Origin of the sequence: Amycolatopsis sp. lyj-109 (assembly GCF_046548995.1) — a bacterium.
GTDB lineage: Bacteria > Actinomycetota > Actinomycetes > Mycobacteriales > Pseudonocardiaceae > Amycolatopsis.
This window is the reverse complement of record NZ_JAJPWR010000011.1, coordinates 199,678-216,154: the sequence shown is the minus strand read 5'-3', so window position 1 is coordinate 216,154 and position 16,477 is coordinate 199,678. Positions and strand designations below refer to the sequence as shown.

The window sequence follows — 16,477 nt, the reverse complement described above, 5'->3', positions numbered from 1 at the left end:
ATGGCCGACGCGATCACCGCCGACGGCCTCACCAAGGCGTTCGGCCGGACACGCGCCCTCGACGGGCTCGACCTGACCGTCCACACCGGCGAGGTGCACGGCTTCCTCGGGCCCAACGGCGCCGGCAAGACCACCACGATCCGCGTCCTGCTGGGGCTGATGCGCGCCGACGGCGGCCGCGCCACCCTGCTCGGCGGCGACCCCTGGACCGACGCCACCGAGCTGCACCGGCGGCTCGCATACGTCCCGGGCGATGTCACGCTGTGGCCGAACCTGACCGGCGGCGAGGTCATCGACCTGCTCGGCCGGCTGCGCGGCGGCCTCGACACCGCTCGCCGCGCCGAGCTGATCGAGCGGTTCGACCTCGACCCGCGCAAGAAGGGCCGGACGTACTCCAAGGGCAACCGGCAGAAGGTCGCGCTCGTCGCCGCGCTGGCGTCCGATGTGGAGCTGCTGATCCTCGACGAGCCGACGTCCGGGCTCGATCCGCTGATGGAGGAGGTGTTCCGGGAGGTCGTCGCCGAAGAGCGCGAACGCGGCGACCGGACCGTCCTGCTGTCCTCGCACATCCTTTCCGAGGTCGAGGCGCTGTGCGACCGCGTCACGATCATCCGGGCCGGCCGCACGGTCGAGTCGGGCACCCTGGACGAGCTGCGGCACCTGGGCCGGATCACGATCGACGCCTCGCTCGCGCACGTGCCGGCGGACCTGGCGACGCTGCCGGGCGTGCACGACCTGACCTCGTACGGCTCGCACGTCCACCTGTCCGTCGACCAGACGGCGCTGGACGACGTGATGCGGCACCTCGCCGGGGCCGGGCTGCGGAACCTGGTGAGCCGCCCGCCGACGCTCGAAGAGCTGTTCCTGCGCCACTACCGCCAGGACGAGCCGGTCGGAGTGGCACGGTGACCGGGACCTGGGCCCTGGTGCGGCTGGTGCTGCGCCGCGACCGGCTGCTCATGCCGGTCTGGATCATCGGCCTCGCGCTCGCGCCGGCGGGCTACCTGTCGTCGATCAAGGCGGCGTACCCGGATGCCGCGGCACGGCAGCACTTCTACGACCTCAACGCGTCGAGCGCGACTTTTGTGGTGCGCAACGGCCCGCTGTACGGGTCGTCGGTGGGGAACCTGCTGGCCTGGCAGTGCGGGTTCGTCCCGGTCGTCGTCGGGCTGATCGCGCTGCTCACCGTGGTCCGGCACACCCGGACCGAGGAGGAAGCGGGCCGCCGCGAGCTCACCGGCGCCACCGTCGTCGGCCGGCACGCGGGATTGCTCGCTGCGGTGCTCGCCGCCTGCGGTGCGTCCCTGGTGTTCGGCCTGCTGGCCGCGTTCGGCGTCGCCGCGCAGGGCGAGCCGGCGGCGGGCGCGCTGGCGCTCGGGGCCGGATTCGCCTTGGTGGGCTGGGTGTTCGCCGGAGCCGGCGCGGTGGCCGCCCAGCTCACCTGGGGTGCGGGCGGCGCGCGGGGTCTCGGCATCGGAGCCCTGATGCTGGCATTCCTGCTGCGCGCGGCCGGGGACAGCAGCGGCTCGGCGAGCTGGCTCGCGTGGCTGTCGCCGATCGGCTGGGCGCATCGGCTGCGGCCGTTCGCGGGGGAGCAGTGGTGGGTGCTCGGGCTGGGAGTCTTCGCGACCGGGGCGCTGGTGGCCGCGGCCGTCGCCCTGTCGGCGCGCCGGGACCTCGGCGCGGCGCTGCTCCCGGCGCGGCTCGGGCGTTCCGGTGCGAAGCCGTCTCTGCGTTCGCCGCTGGCGCTGGCCTGGCGGCTGCAGCGGGGGACGCTGCTGGTCTGGACCGGCTGCCTCGGGCTCGTCGGGCTGCTGATGGGCGGGGTCGCGCAGAACGTCGCGGAGATGATGCGGGACAACCGGGCGGTCGCGGACTTGTTCTCCCGGATGGGCGGCGGAGGTGCGGTGCTGGACGCGTACCTGGCGGGGACGATGACGTTGTTCGGCCTGGCGGCGGCGGGCTACGCGGTGCAGGCGACGCTGAAGCTGCGTGCGGAGGAGGCGGCCGGCCGCGCGGAACCGGTCCTGGCGACGGCGGTCGGGCGCGTCCGCTGGGCGCTGGCCCACCTGACGTTCGCGGTCTTCGGTCCGGCGTTGGCGCTGGCGGTGACGGGCTGGGCAACGGGGGCGGCGTACGGCAGCGGCTTCGGGCTGGTCCCGGCGGCGCTGGCCCAGCTGCCCGGGGTGTGGGTCCTGACGGGGCTGGCGGCGTTGCTGATCGGCTTCGTCCCCCGCTTCGCGGCGGGGGCCTGGGGGCTGCTGGCGGCGTTCCTGTTGTTGTCGCTGGTGGGGACGGCGTTGCAGTGGAACGACGTGGTGTTGGGAATTTCGCCGTTCCAGCACCTGCCGCGCCTGCCGGGCGGGACGTTCTCCCTTACCCCGGTCCTCTGCCTGGTCCTCATCGCCGCGGTCGCCGGCATTGCCGGCCTGTTCGCTCTCCGGCGCCGCGACATGCCGCTCGGGTAAAACTCGTGAAGGCCACCTTGAGGAACTTCAAGTTCCTCAAGGTGGCCTTCACGAACTCGGGCGGCAACCGAGGGAGTCGAACCCTGCGCGGCTTGTGAAGGCGGCGCCCCTGACCGGCCCTGACCCTTCGGCGGGCGACGGCTGCCATCTGCTGCAACAGTAGCGAATGCCCGGATATTTCCCATCTCAAGCCGTGCTTCACCCAGGCGGGCCCGGCTGGCAAGGTGGTCCGCATGGATGATCTCCTGCTGCGCCGCGTCCGGCCGGGTCTCGGCGGCGACCTCGCCGACGTCCGGGTGAACGACGGCCGGGTCACGTCGATCACCGAACCGGGCTCCACGGGGTTCGCCGCACGGGTGGTCGACGGGCACGGCGGGACGCTGCTGCCGGGGCTGGTCGACGCGCACGTCCACGTCGTGCAGTGGGCGACGTTCCGGCGGCGCATCCCGCTGGACGCGGCCCGCTCGGCGGGGGAAGCGGTCGAGCTGCTGCTCGCGCACCTGCTGGCGACGCCGGCGCCGCAGACGGAACTCGTCGTGGGCGCGGGTTTCCGCGACGCGCTGTGGCCGGACAAGCCGCACAAGGACCTGCTGCAGCGGGCGCTGCCCGGGCGCGCGGTCGCGTTGTTCAGCGCGGACCTGCACACGGTGTGGCTGAGCCCGGCGGCGCTCAAGCTGATCGGCCGCGACCACCCGACGGGCGTCCTGCTGGAGGGCGACTGCATGAGCGCGACGGCCCAGCTCCCGACGGCGGCGATCGACGTCCAGGATCGCTGGGTGGCGGAAGCGGTTGCCGCGGCGGCCGCGCGCGGCGTCACCCAGATCGTCGACTACGAGTACGCGGACACGGTGGCGGACTGGACCCGCCGCGGAGCCCCGGCGGCCCGCATCTCGTGCGTCATCGCGAAGCACCTGCTGGACCGGACGATCGAGCGCGGCCACCGCACCGGCGACGTCCTGCCGGACTCGGGCGGGTTGCTGACGGTCGGGCCGTTCAAGCTCTTCGTGGACGGGTCCCTCAACACCCGCACGGCCTACTGCCACGACCCGTACCCCGGCGTGGATTCCCCCGGCCTGCTGGAACTGCCGCCGGCCGAGCTCGTTCCGTTGCTGCAGCGGGCGTTCGACCACGGCCTGCTCCCGGCGGTCCACGCGATCGGCGACCGGGCGAACACGATCGCGCTGGACGCCTTCGAGGAGGTCGGCTGCCCGGGCCGCATCGAGCACGCGCAGCTGCTGTCGCCGTCCGACGTCCCGAGGTTCGCTGCCCTGGGCGTGATCGCGGCGGTCCAGCCGTCCCACCAGCCGGACGACCGCGACGTCGCGGACCGCCACTGGCACGGCCGGACCGCGCGGGCGTTCCCGTACCGGTCGCTGCTGGAGTCGGGCGCCCGCCTGGAGTTCGGCTCGGACGCCCCGGTGGCGCCGCTGGACCCGTGGGACGGCATGGCGTCGGCGATCTCCCGCACGGACGACGACCGTCCGCCGTGGCACCCGGAGCAGGCGATCCCGTTCGCCGACGCCCTGGCGTCGTCGTCGGGTGGTCGCCGAGGGGTGGCGGTGGGGGACGTCGCGGACCTGATGGTGACGGTGACGGACCCGTCGGCGCTGTCCCCGGCGGACCTGCGCACCCTCCCGGTCACGGCGACGATCGTCGACGGGCACGTGACGCACCAGGTCTGACCCGGCCCACCCGCCCCAATGTGGCCTTCGGTGCGTGAGACGCACCGAAGGCCGCCTTGGGTGCGTCAGACGCAACCAAGGCCGCCTTGGGGCGCTTGAGCCTGCCTGGCCGCGAACGGAGGATTCCGGACGAAAATGACCTGAATCGACCGTTCGCGGTGGTCGACGCCCGAAAACTGTCGGACCTGGTAGTCATCCTCGCTGGCATGTACCGACCAACCTGGACCAAACACCCGCTCGTCACCGGCCGCGCGGACAAGCCGGATGTCGTGCGCGTTTCCGAACTCGAAGAGATCGGTATGCCCCGCAGCAGCATCTACCGCAGATGCCTGCCCGGCGGACCATGGCGCCGGCTGTTGCCCGGAGTGATTCTGCTGCACCCGTCGGAAGCCACCGACGAGCAACGGCTGAGAGCCGGTCTCCTGCGCGGCGGCGAACGTTCCATGCTCACCGGACTCTGGGCGTTGCGCCGCCACGGCCTGCGTCAGGTGCCGGATCCGGACGACGTTCACCTCCTGGTGCCGCACGAACGCGAGGTCACCAGTGCGGGCTTCGCCCTCGTGGAACGCACCACCCGGCTGCCGGACGCCGTGTTCCGCGACGGTCTGCCGGTCGCGCCCGTTCACCGGGCGGTGCTGGATGGAGCCCGTCGCATCCGGAATTTCGACACCGTGCAAGGAATGCTGGCGGAGGCCGTGCAGCGAAGGAGATGCACTCCCGAGCAACTCGATCGTGAGCTGAGCCGGGGTAGTCAGCGGGGCTCCGCCATCCCACGACGAGCACTTCAGGCACTCCTCGAAGGCGCGGAGTCGGTGGCCGAGGCCGATGCCTGGGAGATCTGGAAGCTTTCCGGCCTGCCGCCGGCCGAATGGAACGTCAGCGTCTTCGACCGGCACGGTGGCTTCATCTCAAAGCCGGATGCCTGGTGTGAAGACGTGGCGTTCGCCTGGGAAATCGACTCGCGTGGGTATCACGAGGGCGGTGATCACTACGCGGCGACGCTGGCCCGGAATGCGCGTTACTCGGCGGCTGGGATCATTTTCTTGCAGACCCTCCCGAGTCGTCTCCGCACCGAGCCCGGGGCGGTGATCACCGAGCTGTGCGACACCTACGCCGCGGCCTGTGCTCGCCCGCGTCCGCCGGTCACCTGTCATCGCTGAGACCCGAGCGCCCCAAGGCGGCCTTGGTTGCGTCTGACGCACCGAAGGCCGCCTTGGGTGCGCCTGACGCACCGAAGGCCGCCTTGGGGCGCTTGAATCTGGGGCTTGCCCGGCGCAGGCGGAGAAGCGGCTCGACACGTTCTTCGACCTGCCGCTGCTGCTCACCGACCCGGCGAAGGCGGTCAAGGACTCCTGGGTCCACGGCGCGTACGACTACCACAACAACTTCGCCTTCAACCCGAACAACGAGCCCGACCTGCACACGCCCTGGATGTACAGCTGGACGGGCGCGCCGTGGAAGACCTCGGCCGTGCTGCGCGCGGCGCGGACGCTGTTCACCGACACGCCGTACGGCATGCCGGGCAACGACGACCTCGGCACCATCTCGTCGTGGCTCGTCTTCGGCATGGCCGGCGTCTTCGAGGCCCAGCCGGGTTCCGGGACGTACCTGCTCAGCACGCCGATGTTCGAGAAGGTCGAGATCCACCCGGACGGCGGTCGCAAGATCGAGATCGAGGCGCCCGGGGCGAGCGCGTCGAAGCTGCAGTACACAAAGGACGTCCGGATCGGACACCGGAGTTACCGCCGCAGCTGGATCTCGCACGCGGACCTGCTGCGGGCGGGCAAGATCCGGTTCTCTCTGAGTGACACCCCCACGGCGTGGGGCACGCAGGCGGCGCCGCCCGCCCTGTGACGCCGTGCCGGCCTCCCCGGCACCGGCGCCGGGGGTAAGCCCCGTTCGCGTCTTGGCGTCCACGCCTCGGGACAGGTTCAATCAGCGTCATGTTGAGGTGGCAGCAAGCGGAGGGAAAGCGCCACGCGCTCGACGGGCCGTTCCCTCCGCGTCCGGAGGAACAGTTCGTGACCTTGTGCGGGGAAGAAGTGACCGTCGCGGTGCGGGATGTTCCGCAGCTCGGCGGAAATTGGTTCGATCCGACCTGCGCCGCATGCGAGTCGGCGTGGCTGGCGCGGTGCTGACCGGCACGGACCGGGACCAGCGGCTGCTGGAACGCATCCGCGACCTGCACGCCTCGCTCGCGCCCGATCTGGCGTGGCTGGCCCGGACCGTCGGCGAGGAGGTACCGCGCCCCGACATCCTCCGTGACCTGGGGGAGCGGCTCGCCGACCTGGGCGCGGATCTGATCACCCGCGCCGACGAGCTCGACGCCGAGGTCCGGGCCGGCCTCCCGGACCACGGCTGGCTCCCCGAAGCGGGCGCACGGTGGCGCGCACTGGCCGTCGCCCACCAGGTCGGCCCGCACCCCCTCCGGTGCGGGCCGATCTTCCTCGCCGTCTGCGGCGCGGCTTGTATCCCGTTCTACGGGAGGGACCCGACCGGCCGGACAGCCCGGCACGAACGGTGCGAAAAGTGCCTCCACGTGCGCTGACCCGCCGTTTCTGCTGAGCTGGAGGCATGACCGAGCAGAAAATCACGCCGACCGAGCGCTTCTTCCGGATCGCGATCGCGCTCAAGGGCCTCGACGGCGCCCTGCAGGTCGTCGGGGCGCTGATCCTGGCGTTCATCCCGGCCTCGACGGTCAGCGGGTTCACCCACGCCGTGATCACCCGCGACCTGCTCGGCGACCCGTCGGGCACGCTGGCCCGCCACCTCGAGTCGGCGACGGAGAACTTCCTCCACGGCGACACCAAGACGTTCGCTGTCGCGTACCTGCTCGCCCACGGGCTGATCAAGCTCGGCCTGGTGTGGGCGCTGGCCCGCAAGATCGTCCGCGCCTACCCGGTGGCGGCGGCCATCCTTGCCGCGTTCGTGGTGTACGAGGTCTTCCGCGCGGTGCACACCCACTCGATCGCGCTGCCGTTCTTCGCCGCGCTCGACGTCGTGATCATCGTGCTGGTACTGCGGGAGTACCGGCAGCTCAAGCGCGGTGCCTGATACCGCAACGGCATTCGGGCGATAGGTTTGGCCGCATGCCACTGACCGAACTGCTGACCGGCTCGCCGGCCGAGGTGCTGGAGCGGATGCTCGCGCTGCGTCGCGAGCGGCGCGCGGAGCTGGTGCCGGAGCTGGTCGCGGTGCTGGAGCACTCGGTGGCGTTCGTGCAGGTCGCCACGAACACCTATGGCGCCAGGGACGCGCGGACGGTGGGCCTGGCCACCACCGCACTGCTGACCGCTCTGCCGCCGCGCGACCCGCGGTGGCGGACGGTGTGGCCCGATGACGCGGACGTGCTGCGACGGGCCCTGCTGGACCGCCCGGTGGCGGAACGGGCGGCGCTGGTGCCGTGGTTGCTGCGGTCCCGGATCGGGTGGGAGCTGGCCAGGGAGCTGGCGCGCGCCGGAGAGATCGAGCTGGTGCGCGGCCCGGAGTATTACGCGGGCTGGTTCGGCTGGGCTCGCCGGGACCTGGGCACGCCTCTGGCCGGGCGGCTGCGCGAGGAGCCGGGGGCGCTGACCGAACTGTGGGAGCTGTTGCCCCTGGAGGGCGACGGTGATGCCGGTTTCGCCGCTTTCGACAAGTACGTGGCCGAGCCGAACCAGTGGCGAACCGCCCTGGTCGAGCTGGTGCACACCGGCGAGGTGGACCGGGCTCGGCTGCTGGCTTTGACGCTGGAGGTGCTGGCCGGGGACTTCCCCGCCTTCCGTGCCCAGTGGTATGCCGCGCTGCACGAGGCTCTCGTCCCGACCACACGGGAGCGGGCCGCCGCGCAGCACCGGTACGCCCGGCTGTGCGGCAGCGCCATCCCGCGCACGGTGTCCTTCGCGGTGAAGGCCCTGCTCGCGGTGGAAAAGGCGGGGCTGCTGGACGAGGAGGTCGTGCTCGGGCACTTGCCCGCGGCGGCGGCCGGGCAAACCGCGGGCACCGCGAAGCTGGCGGTGCGGCTGGCCGCGAACGCGGTCAAGCGACGGCCCGAGCTGGCCGGATCGGCCAACGAGGTCTTCCACGCCGCCCGGGGCCACCAGGCAGGCGATGTCCGCGAACTGGCTGCCGCGCGGCTGGAGCTGCCGCCGCAGGCCCCCGCCGAGGTGGGCTCGGCGGAGTACCCGGAGCCGGTGCCGCCGCCGTGGCCGGAGCGCCGGATGCTGGTGACCCCGCTGGAGATTCCGGACTCGCCCGCCGCGTTGGCCGAGGCGTGTTCGATGCTGCTGGCCGATATCTACCAGGCAGACCTGCTGCTGGCCGTGCTGGACGGCGCACACCGGCTGGCCGGGCAGGACCTGGCGCCGGCGCTCAAACCGCTGGTGAAGCGGGCGGTCAGGGCCGGCGGCGAGTACGAGGAGGCAGCCAGGAAGCTGGTCGGCACCCTGGTGCTCGGTCTGGCCGGACGCGAGGTCGAGCCGCCGGAGCCCGGTCGGGGGTGGTTGCGGCCGTTGCGGCATCGGGTTGCCGCGTTGCTGGCCGGTACCGCGAACCCGGTGGGGGCACCGACCCACCAGGGCGGCTGGCTGGACCCGGTGGTCTTCGTGCGGCGGCTGATCGACCTGCCGGACGCCTGCCAGGACGACGTGGTGGACGGGCTGCTCCGGCTGGCCCCGGACACCCGCGCCGAGGCCGGTGCCCTCGCCGCCGCGCTGACCGGCCCGCACGCCACGGCCGTGCGTTTCGCCCTGGGTGCGGCGGAGGCGCCTGATCCCGGCTGGGTGGGCCTCGCGGCCGCGAGGGCGCGGCATCCGGAGGCCGCCGATCCGGCTGCGGTGCTGCGCGGGGAATCCGTGCCCGCGATGGTGTGGACGGCCCGGCTGGGCAAGACCTCCTGGGGCGCGGACGCGCTGGACTTCGAGCGCACCCCGGCGGCACCGGAACCCGACGTGCCCTGGCTGGGTCTGCTGGGCCTCGGCGACTACACCGGGGAATGGCTGGGGTTCAGCACCCCGCACGAGGCCGTCGGCGCGCCCTATGACCGGACGCTGATCGAGGCCACCGTTGCCGCGGACCTCTTCGGCAACGACGAGGAGGCCGGTTACCCCACAGACCGGGTCTGTCTGCCCCCGTACCTGGACCGTCCGCACACTCCCGGTTTCAGCGGCACGCTGCTGCTCGCGGCCGCGCTGAACACCAAACGCTCCACCGCGGCCCAGTGGGGTGTGGACGTGGTGCTGTCCCTGTTGGAGACTCGGCTGCTGGGCCCCCGCGCCCTGGGCGCGGGACTGGCTGTGCTGGGCAACGCGCTCACCCCGACCCGGCTGGTCAAACGCCTGGATGTGGTGGCAAGCGAGCACCCGGTTGCCGTTCTGTCCGTAGTGGACACTTTGCTGCCTGCCCTTGACCGGTCGATGAAGGGCGTGTTCGCGTTGCTGGAGCTGGCCGCGGACTTGGCCGAGCGCGGCGCAGGCACGGTCAGCCCGGACACCAGGGACTGGCTGTCGGCCTTCAGCGGGTCGTCGAAATCGGCGAAGGCAGCCTCACGCCTGGCCCGCTGACAACCGGGCGGCAAGCAGGTGCGAGCACGGGCCGCGCCGCTCCTGGTGCTCCGCCCACCAGGAGCAGGTGCAGCCCGCCGGGTCCAGGCGGACCCGCTGCAGCGACTCGCCGTGCGCGATCTCGTAGCCACCCGCCGGCAGCGCCCGCACGGCACCCGCCTCGACCAGGGCTCGTGCCTTGGTGAGCCGGGCGTAGGCGGGCGTGCCGCCGCTGGGAAGCGGGCGGGCGAACCAGGCGCCGGTCACCAGGTCGTGCCCGGACTGCCCGCTGACCAACTCGGGCGCGTCCAGGCCCGCGGAGAGCGCGGTCAGCCAGCCGCCCTCGCCGGAGAAACCTCGGGCGGGCGCCGGCGAGAGGGTGACGGAGAGCCGGGCGCGGGCCAGCTGGAGCACCCAACTGGCCGACTCTCCGCCGGGGGCGGCGTAAACGGACAGGCCCTGGATGAAGCGGATCATCGGCTCGACCACGCGCAGCCGGTGCAGGCCGGTGGCCGGGATCGCCTCCGGACCGCCTCGTGCGGTCAGCCGCAGGCTCCGGCCGGAGGGCACCGCCCAAGCCATGGTGCCCGTCGTCGGCAGCCGGCGGAGGAAGGTCCGGGCCTCGGTCTGACCCAGGTCGGCGCGTCGCGTCGCGGTGGCGGTGATCGCGGCGATCTCGGCGAACCCGGCCACCCAGCGACTGGGCAGTGGAACCCGGTCCTCGGACTCCGCGCCGTCCAGGGTGCGCAGCCGGATGCCGTCCCCGCGCACGGTCAGGTGCAGCGGCTCCGTGCCGACCACCTTGGCCAGTGCCGCCCGGGTCGCCTCGCCCAAATCCACGTTCGTGCACCCGGAACTCAGCCTGCCCGAGGGCTGCACGTCCAGCCGGGCGTGCACGCCGCAGCACGGGGAGAAGGACTCCGCGCGCAAGGTCTGCCCGTCCGCGCTGAACACCGGATCGGATTCGGCGATCATCCGGCGCACCATGTTCGGCGGCAGGTAGAACCGGGTGCGCGCGATCCGGCCCAGCACCAGCAACGCCTGCGCCGCCTGCACCCCCGGATCCAAGAGGCCGTCGAAGATCGCCGGAGCCTCGGTCGCCCGCTCCGGTGGCGCGAGCAGCAGATCGGTCGTCACCCGGTGAGCCTAGATCGTGACCGGTGCTCACTCACCTGACTGCCGTTGCCGTATCAAGGCTCACGCGGCGACGGGAAATCGGACCGTCGTGCTGTCGACCTCCAGGGGTTCGACGTAGAGGGCGGTCGCGTTGTCCGAGCCGCCGCGGGCCAGCGCGGCTTCGACGAGCTCCGTAGCGCCCGTGCCCGGCTGGGCCAGCACCGCGCGGATGCCGCTGCCGGTGAGCGGCTTGTGGACGCCGTCGCTGGTCAGCAGCAGGCCTGCGCTCGACGTCTCCGCCGTGCCGATCTCGTGCGCTTCCGCGGTGCGGACGCTGGTGGTGACGACGTGCTCCATCCGCGGCGTCACCGGCTGGTGGCGGGCGCGGAAGAACTCGGCGAGCGTGTGATCGGTGGTCAGGCGGCTCAGCGTGGTGCCGTCCCAGGCGTACGCGCGGGCGTCCCCGACCCAGGCGATGCGGTACCCGCCGTGCTCGGCCGGCATGGCGACGACGAGCACCGCGTCCCCGAGCGTCTGCTCGCGCACCGCGCGCTGCGCGGCGAGAACCGCCTCGACCGGTCCTTTGTGGATCGGCGTGCGCGCGGCGGCCGCGGCGGCGATGCGGGCGGCGCGCGCGGCGGCGGGATCGTCTCCGACACCGTCGGCGAGCGCGAACGCGATGCCGGGCCCGCCGGCCGCGGCGTACGCTCCGACAGCGTCGGCGTTGAGTGAGCGCGGCCCCTGCGCACTCGCGGTGTGCCAGTGTGGGTAACCCGGGCGTGTGGTGATCATCGCGGCCTCCTCGTCCCCTCTGACCTCCATGATCCGCCGCGAACCTAAGGGGCGGCTGAGACTTTCCGGGTATCGTGGGAAAGGGGGTGGGGATGGAGTTCCGGATTCTGGGGCCGCTGACGGTGTCGCGCGCCGACGGCCGCCCGGCCGCGCTCGGCGGGCGCAAGCCGCGGACGCTGCTGGCGGCGTTGCTGCTGGCCCGCGGGCGCGTGGTGCCCGACGAACGGCTGATTTCGCTGCTGTGGGAAGGCGAACGGCCCTCGACGGTCGACGCGCAGGTGTGCACGTACGTCTCCCGGCTGCGCAAGGCCCTCGGCCGCCCGGCGCGGCTCGTCCGCACCGGCGGCGGCTACCTGCTGACCCCGGGCGGCACCGTCGACGCCGAGGAGTTCGAGCGCCTGACCTCCGCGGGGCACGACGAGCTGCGCGCGGACCGCCCGGCCCGCGCGGCGGAGCGGTTCCGCGCCGCACTGGAGTTGTGGCGCGGTCCGGTGCTCGCCGGCGTCGCCGAACCGCTCCGCGCGGGTGAGGCGGCGCGGTTCGACGAGCTGCGGCTGACGGCGCTGGAAGGCCGCATCGAAGCCGAGGTCGCGTCGGGCGACCACGTGCGCGCGGTGCCCGACGCGACCGCGTTCGTCCTCGAGCACCCGCTGCGGGAGCGCGCACGGGCCCTGCTCATGGCCGCGCTCTGCGCGAGCGGGCGGCCGGCGGACGCGGTGACGGTGTACCACCGCGGCCGCCGGCTCCTCGACGAGCGGCTCGGGATCACGCCGGGCCCGGCGCTGCGGGCGGCGTACCAGCGGCTCCTGGACGCTCAGGCGGGATAGGGCGCCGACTGGAAGTCGCGGTCGAGTTCGGCGGGCGAGCGCGGCAGCCAGTACCGGGCCAGCGTCCGGACCTGCTCGCGCGGCAGGCCGGGGTTGACATGCCGGTGGTCGGGTTTCGCGATGGACTGCAGCGCCCAGCCGAAGCCGATCATCGGGTCGATCCGCGCCCATCGGTGCCGGTCGATGCCCAGCGCCATCTGCGCGCGCAGGACGGAGTGCCAGAAGTGGTAGCCGCTCGGCGGATTTCCGTTCATGGTGTGCACTTCCGACTCCTCCGGCGCCCGCCGTGGGTCGAAGAGGATGCCCTGCCCGAAGGCAGCGAAGGCCTTGACGAGACCGGCCTCGTCACCGCGGTAGAAGTGGTCGAAGTTGTCGAGCTGCAGCTTCGAAAGGACACGCAGCGGCCCTTCGACCGGCTTGGCGAACTCGGCGTAGTTCTTCGGGTACGCCGGTTCCCGGCTCAGCTCGCGCCACTTCTCGTACAGGCCTTCCGGAGCGTTCTGCTGGATGAAGGGGAAGAGCACGGCGTAGGCGTCCTGGACTTCCTGGGACTGGTGGTACAGCGCGATTTCGTCGAGCTGGTACCAGAGTTCGTTGGCCCGGCGGTCCCCGAGCATCCCGGGCACGGGCGGCAACCCGGTGTCCGCGGCGGCGGCCGTTCCGGTTGCGGCTCCGGTGAGCACCGCGGCCCCGGCGACGGTCACCGCGCCTGCGGTGAGTTTGAGCAGGTTCCGGCGATCGAGCGTCATGGCTTACCCCCTGTGGCGGCCCCCGCCGCCGTCGCCGCCACGGTACGTAAGCTTTCTATACTTTTTCTGCAAGCCGCAAAGCGTCGTGAGTGGTAATTCGGGTTAGAACCCGAATTACCACTCACGACGGCCGCGGCAGACTCAGCTCTGCAGGTCGTACACCGTCTGGCCGTCGACCGTGGTGGCGGTGAAGTTCGCCGTCACCCACTCCGTGATTTCCGACGATCCGCCGCCCGGGCCGCCGCCACGGCCGCCCTCGACGTAGTACTTCACCTCACCGGCAGCCACGTACGCTTTGAACTCGGCCAGCGTCGGTGCCGGGTCCGAGCCGCTCCAGCCGCCGATGCCGATCACCGCCTTGCCGCTGGCCAGCTCCAAGGACGCCGCGCTCTGCGAACCCGTCGTCGCCGCCGCCCACTTCGTCGTCGTCTTCGCCAGCAACGCGCCGACCGCACTCGACGAATCATCGAAACCGCCGTCGCCGAAGCCGCCCATCGAGCTCGACGTCGGGCCCGAAGTCGGGATCGAGCCGCTGTGCGCCACCGACGCCGTCTCGACGCCGTACGCCGCGGACGACACCCCGATCGTCAGGACGACCGCCGCCGCCACGACGGACACCAAGCGACGCGGAGCCGGGGCACCCATCACCAGCACCGTCCCGACCAGCACCCCGAGCACCGCGACGACCCAGCGCAGCGCCGGGAACCACTCCGGCGTCCGGTCCAGCAGGATGAACGACCACACCGCCGTCGCCACGACCATTCCGGCCAGCGCGGCCCGCGGCGCCAGGTGGGCCCGGCCCTGCCACAGCGCGCGGCCCGAAATCGCGACCAGCGCGGCGATCGCCGGGGCCAGCGCCACCGCGTAGTACGGGTGCACCGTGCCGCTCATGAAGCTGAACACCAGCGCCGTGACGACCAGCCAGCCGCCCCACAGCACCAGCGCCGCCCGGGTCCGGTCCGTCCTCGGCGCGCGGCGGGTGAACCACAGTCCGGCCACCAGGCCGATCAGCGCGGCCGGCAGCAGCCACGAAATCTCCGTGCCGAAGCTGGTGCCGAACATCCGGAACAGGCCCGTCGACCCGCCGAACCCGGTGTTGCCGCCCATGCCGCCACCACCCATGCCGCCGCCGTTGCCCTCGCCGCCGAAGATGCGGCCCAAGCCGTTGTAGCCCAGCGCGAGTTCCAGCAGGCTGTTCCCTTCCGACCCGCCGATATACGGGCGCGACGACGCCGGCCACAGGTCCACCAGCGCGATGAACCAGCCCGCCGAGACGACCAGCGCCACGACCGCGCCGCCGAGGTGCAGCAGCCGTTTGCCCAGCGACGTCGGCGCCGCGAGCAGGTACGCCAGGCCGAACGCCGGCAGCACCAGGAACGCCTGCATCATCTTCGTCAGGAAGCCGAACCCGATCGCGGCCCCGGCCAGCGCCAGCCACCGCGGGCTCGCCGTTTCCGTGGCGCGCACGACGAAGTAGGCGCCCGCGACCATCAGCAGCACCAGCAGCGCGTCCGGGTTGTTGAAGCGGAACATCAGCGCCGCGACCGGCGTCACCGCCAGCATCGCCCCGGCGAGCAGCCCCGCGACCGGGCCCGACGTCCGTTTCACCGTCAGGTAAAGGATTCCGACGGACGCGACGCCCATCAGCGCCTGCGGCGCCAGCACGGTGAAGCTGGAGAACCCGAAGATCCGGGCGAACGCCGTGCCGACCCAGAGCGCCGCGGGCGGCTTGTCGACGGTCAGCACGTTCCCCGAGTCCAGGGAGCCGAACAGCCAGGCCTTCCAGCTCTGCGTCCCGGACTGGACGGCGGCGGCGTAGAAGGAGTTGCCGTAGCCGGACGCGGTGAGGTTCCAGAAGTACAGCACCGCGGTCGCGGCCAGCAGCCCGAACACCGCCGGGCGGACCCAGCGCGGTGGCGCGTGCGCGGCGGACTCCTTGCGGTGCCTGGGTTCGGAAACCGGGTCGGACAGGACGGCGGTCATCAGTACTCCTTCTGAGGGGTGGCCTGGCGGCGCGGGTTGAAGACCCAGCCGCGCAGGAGCAGGAACCGGAGCACCGTGGCGGCGAGGTTCGCCAGCACCAGCACGGTGATCTCCAGGACCAGGCCGGGGGTGGTGGATCCGTTGAGCAGGGCCAGCGAGCCGCTGGTCAGCGCGAGCCCGAGGCCGAACACGAGCAGTCCCTCGAACTGGTGCCGCCCGGCGCCGGCGCGGCCGCGGATGCCGAAGGTGAGCCGCCGGTTCAGCGCGGTGTTCCCGATCGCGGTCACCAGCAGCGCGGCGAAGTTCGCCGGTTGCGCGCCGACGACCGTGCGCAGCAGCAGGAACAGCACGAGGTAGGCGAGCGTGCTGCTGACGCCGATTGCGGCGAACCGCACCAGTTGCGTCACCAGCCGCGGCGGCACGCCCGGCGCGTCGACGCCGATCGGCTGCCTGCCGAGCTGCTCGCGCAGCTTGCTGACCGGGATCTCCCCGGTGAAGGTGGCCTTGGTGACGCGGGCGATGCCCTTGAGGTCCTCGGTGGCGGTGCGCACGATGTTGACGGACGAGTCGGGGTCGTCGACCCAGTCGACGGGCACCTCGTGGATCCGCAGCCCGGCGCGCTGGGCCAGGACGAGCAGTTCGGTGTCGAAGAACCACCCGGTGTCGACGACGTGCGGCAGCAGCTCGCGGGCGACGTCGGCCCGGATGGCCTTGAAGCCGCACTGCGCGTCGCTGAACTTCGCGGCGAGCGTCGAGCGGAGGATCAGGTTGTAGCAGCGAGAAATGAACTCGCGCTTCGGGCCCCGCACCACTCGCGCCCCCCGGGCGAGCCTGCTGCCGATGGCGAGATCGGAGTGCCCGGACAGCAGCGGCGCGACGAGCGGCCCGAGCGCGGCGAGATCGGTCGAAAGGTCGACGTCCATGTAGGCGAGAACGGCGGCGTCGGAGGCCCGCCACACGGCGTTGAGCGCGCGGCCGCGGCCCTTCTCGTCGAGGTGGTGGACGGCCACCTCGGAGAATTCGCGGGCGAGTCTTTCGGCCACCTGCAGCGTCGCATCGGTGCTCGCGTTGTCGGCGACGGTGATCCGGTACGGGTAGGAGACGTGCTCGGCCAGGTGCGCGTGCAGCCGGCGGATGCACGGTTCGAGGTCGGCCTCTTCGTTGTAGACCGGGATGACGACGTCGAGAACGGGGTGCGGGCCGGCCAGATCGACCGGGACGGTCCCGGGCCGCGATGCGGGGGCGGTGGCTGTCATGCCCCTACGATCGCGGCCGCCGCTTTGGTGATCGTGTGTTCTTTCTGTGCGGTTCCTGTGCAGTGCCCGGCTCGCGGCCGGGCGG

14 protein-coding genes and 1 pseudogene are annotated in these 16,477 nt (G+C 72.4%); 10 read left to right on the top strand and 5 right to left on the bottom strand.

The features are described from left to right. The 9 genes and pseudogenes from ACLJQF_RS25470 to ACLJQF_RS25430 all read left to right on the top strand — a co-directional run bounded on the left by ACLJQF_RS25470 (position 1) and on the right by ACLJQF_RS25430 (position 9,690). Complete coding sequence (locus ACLJQF_RS25470) at positions 1-909, top strand: ATP-binding cassette domain-containing protein (RefSeq protein ID WP_410612193.1); 909 nt, start codon at positions 1-3, stop codon at positions 907-909. Then, positions 906-2,468 carry an ABC transporter permease gene (locus tag ACLJQF_RS25465; RefSeq protein ID WP_410612191.1) on the top strand — a complete coding sequence of 521 codons (1,563 nt, stop codon included), beginning with the start codon at positions 906-908 and terminating at the stop codon, positions 2,466-2,468. The genes ACLJQF_RS25470 and ACLJQF_RS25465 overlap by 4 nt, the downstream gene beginning before the upstream one ends. Before the next feature lie 233 nt (positions 2,469-2,701). Continuing rightward, positions 2,702-4,150 (top strand): amidohydrolase, encoded by a 1,449-nt coding sequence (locus ACLJQF_RS25460; protein ID WP_410612190.1) that lies wholly within the window; start codon positions 2,702-2,704, stop codon positions 4,148-4,150. A gap of 95 nt (positions 4,151-4,245) precedes the next feature. Next, positions 4,246-5,310: a hypothetical protein gene (locus ACLJQF_RS25455; protein WP_410612188.1), complete on the top strand. Its 1,065-nt coding sequence runs from the start codon at positions 4,246-4,248 to the stop codon at positions 5,308-5,310. A gap of 124 nt (positions 5,311-5,434) precedes the next feature. Next, positions 5,435-6,004, top strand: a pseudogene (locus ACLJQF_RS25450) (glycoside hydrolase domain-containing protein); the annotation flags it as partial. 89 nt (positions 6,005-6,093) lie between these two features. After that, positions 6,094-6,288 carry a zinc finger protein gene (locus ACLJQF_RS25445; RefSeq protein ID WP_410612186.1) on the top strand — a complete coding sequence of 65 codons (195 nt, stop codon included), beginning with the start codon at positions 6,094-6,096 and terminating at the stop codon, positions 6,286-6,288. Next, a complete protein-coding gene (locus ACLJQF_RS25440) occupies positions 6,258-6,698 on the top strand; it encodes a hypothetical protein (RefSeq protein WP_410612184.1) in 441 nt (146 codons plus the stop codon). Before ACLJQF_RS25445 ends, ACLJQF_RS25440 begins: the two co-directional genes overlap by 31 nt. A gap of 26 nt (positions 6,699-6,724) precedes the next feature. Beyond that, positions 6,725-7,204 carry a DUF2127 domain-containing protein gene (locus ACLJQF_RS25435; protein ID WP_410612182.1) on the top strand — a complete coding sequence of 160 codons (480 nt, stop codon included), beginning with the start codon at positions 6,725-6,727 and terminating at the stop codon, positions 7,202-7,204. A gap of 35 nt (positions 7,205-7,239) precedes the next feature. Further along, positions 7,240-9,690, top strand: a complete 2,451-nt coding sequence (locus ACLJQF_RS25430) for a DUF6493 family protein (RefSeq protein WP_410612181.1) — start codon at positions 7,240-7,242, stop codon at positions 9,688-9,690. On the opposite strand, the gene ACLJQF_RS25425 is transcribed toward ACLJQF_RS25430, so the two are convergent. Next, the gene (locus tag ACLJQF_RS25425; protein WP_410612180.1) at positions 9,673-10,806 is read right to left on the bottom strand and encodes an SWIM zinc finger family protein; all 1,134 of its coding nucleotides are present in this window, start codon (positions 10,804-10,806) and stop codon (positions 9,673-9,675) included. The two genes, ACLJQF_RS25430 and ACLJQF_RS25425, sit on opposite strands and share 18 nt — an antisense overlap. A 60-nt stretch (positions 10,807-10,866) precedes the next feature. After that, positions 10,867-11,577, bottom strand: coding sequence for a PP2C family protein-serine/threonine phosphatase (locus ACLJQF_RS25420; protein ID WP_410612179.1), 711 nt, complete (start codon positions 11,575-11,577; stop codon positions 10,867-10,869). Positions 11,578-11,669: 92 nt separating this feature from the next. Between ACLJQF_RS25420 and ACLJQF_RS25415 the strand changes: the two genes are divergently transcribed. Continuing rightward, entirely contained in the window at positions 11,670-12,404 is a 735-nt protein-coding gene (locus ACLJQF_RS25415) for an AfsR/SARP family transcriptional regulator (RefSeq protein ID WP_410612177.1), read from the top strand. On the opposite strand, the gene ACLJQF_RS25410 is transcribed toward ACLJQF_RS25415, so the two are convergent. The 3 genes from ACLJQF_RS25410 to ACLJQF_RS25400 all read right to left on the bottom strand — a co-directional run bounded on the left by ACLJQF_RS25410 (position 12,392) and on the right by ACLJQF_RS25400 (position 16,392). After that, positions 12,392-13,153, bottom strand: coding sequence for a hypothetical protein (locus ACLJQF_RS25410; protein WP_410612176.1), 762 nt, complete (start codon positions 13,151-13,153; stop codon positions 12,392-12,394). The two genes, ACLJQF_RS25415 and ACLJQF_RS25410, sit on opposite strands and share 13 nt — an antisense overlap. A 141-nt stretch (positions 13,154-13,294) precedes the next feature. Further along, positions 13,295-15,136, bottom strand: a complete 1,842-nt coding sequence (locus tag ACLJQF_RS25405; RefSeq protein ID WP_410612175.1) for an ArnT family glycosyltransferase — start codon at positions 15,134-15,136, stop codon at positions 13,295-13,297. Continuing rightward, positions 15,136-16,392, bottom strand: coding sequence for a glycosyltransferase (locus ACLJQF_RS25400; protein ID WP_410612173.1), 1,257 nt, complete (start codon positions 16,390-16,392; stop codon positions 15,136-15,138). Before ACLJQF_RS25400 ends, ACLJQF_RS25405 begins: the two co-directional genes overlap by 1 nt. Between the last annotated feature and the right edge of the window lie 85 nt (positions 16,393-16,477).

Coding starts and splice junctions, on each gene's coding strand:
- ACLJQF_RS25470 (WP_410612193.1), top strand. CDS start 1: ATGGCCGACGCGATCACCGCCGACGGCCTCACCAAGGCGTTCGGCCGG.
- ACLJQF_RS25460 (WP_410612190.1), top strand. CDS start 2,702: ATGGATGATCTCCTGCTGCGCCGCGTCCGGCCGGGTCTCGGCGGCGAC.
- ACLJQF_RS25445 (WP_410612186.1), top strand. CDS start 6,094: ATGTTGAGGTGGCAGCAAGCGGAGGGAAAGCGCCACGCGCTCGACGGG.
- ACLJQF_RS25440 (WP_410612184.1), top strand. CDS start 6,258: ATGCGAGTCGGCGTGGCTGGCGCGGTGCTGACCGGCACGGACCGGGAC.
- ACLJQF_RS25435 (WP_410612182.1), top strand. CDS start 6,725: ATGACCGAGCAGAAAATCACGCCGACCGAGCGCTTCTTCCGGATCGCG.
- ACLJQF_RS25430 (WP_410612181.1), top strand. CDS start 7,240: ATGCCACTGACCGAACTGCTGACCGGCTCGCCGGCCGAGGTGCTGGAG.
- ACLJQF_RS25420 (WP_410612179.1), bottom strand. CDS start 11,577: ATGATCACCACACGCCCGGGTTACCCACACTGGCACACCGCGAGTGCG.
- ACLJQF_RS25415 (WP_410612177.1), top strand. CDS start 11,670: ATGGAGTTCCGGATTCTGGGGCCGCTGACGGTGTCGCGCGCCGACGGC.
- ACLJQF_RS25410 (WP_410612176.1), bottom strand. CDS start 13,153: ATGACGCTCGATCGCCGGAACCTGCTCAAACTCACCGCAGGCGCGGTG.
- ACLJQF_RS25405 (WP_410612175.1), bottom strand. CDS start 15,136: ATGACCGCCGTCCTGTCCGACCCGGTTTCCGAACCCAGGCACCGCAAG.
- ACLJQF_RS25400 (WP_410612173.1), bottom strand. CDS start 16,392: ATGACAGCCACCGCCCCCGCATCGCGGCCCGGGACCGTCCCGGTCGAT.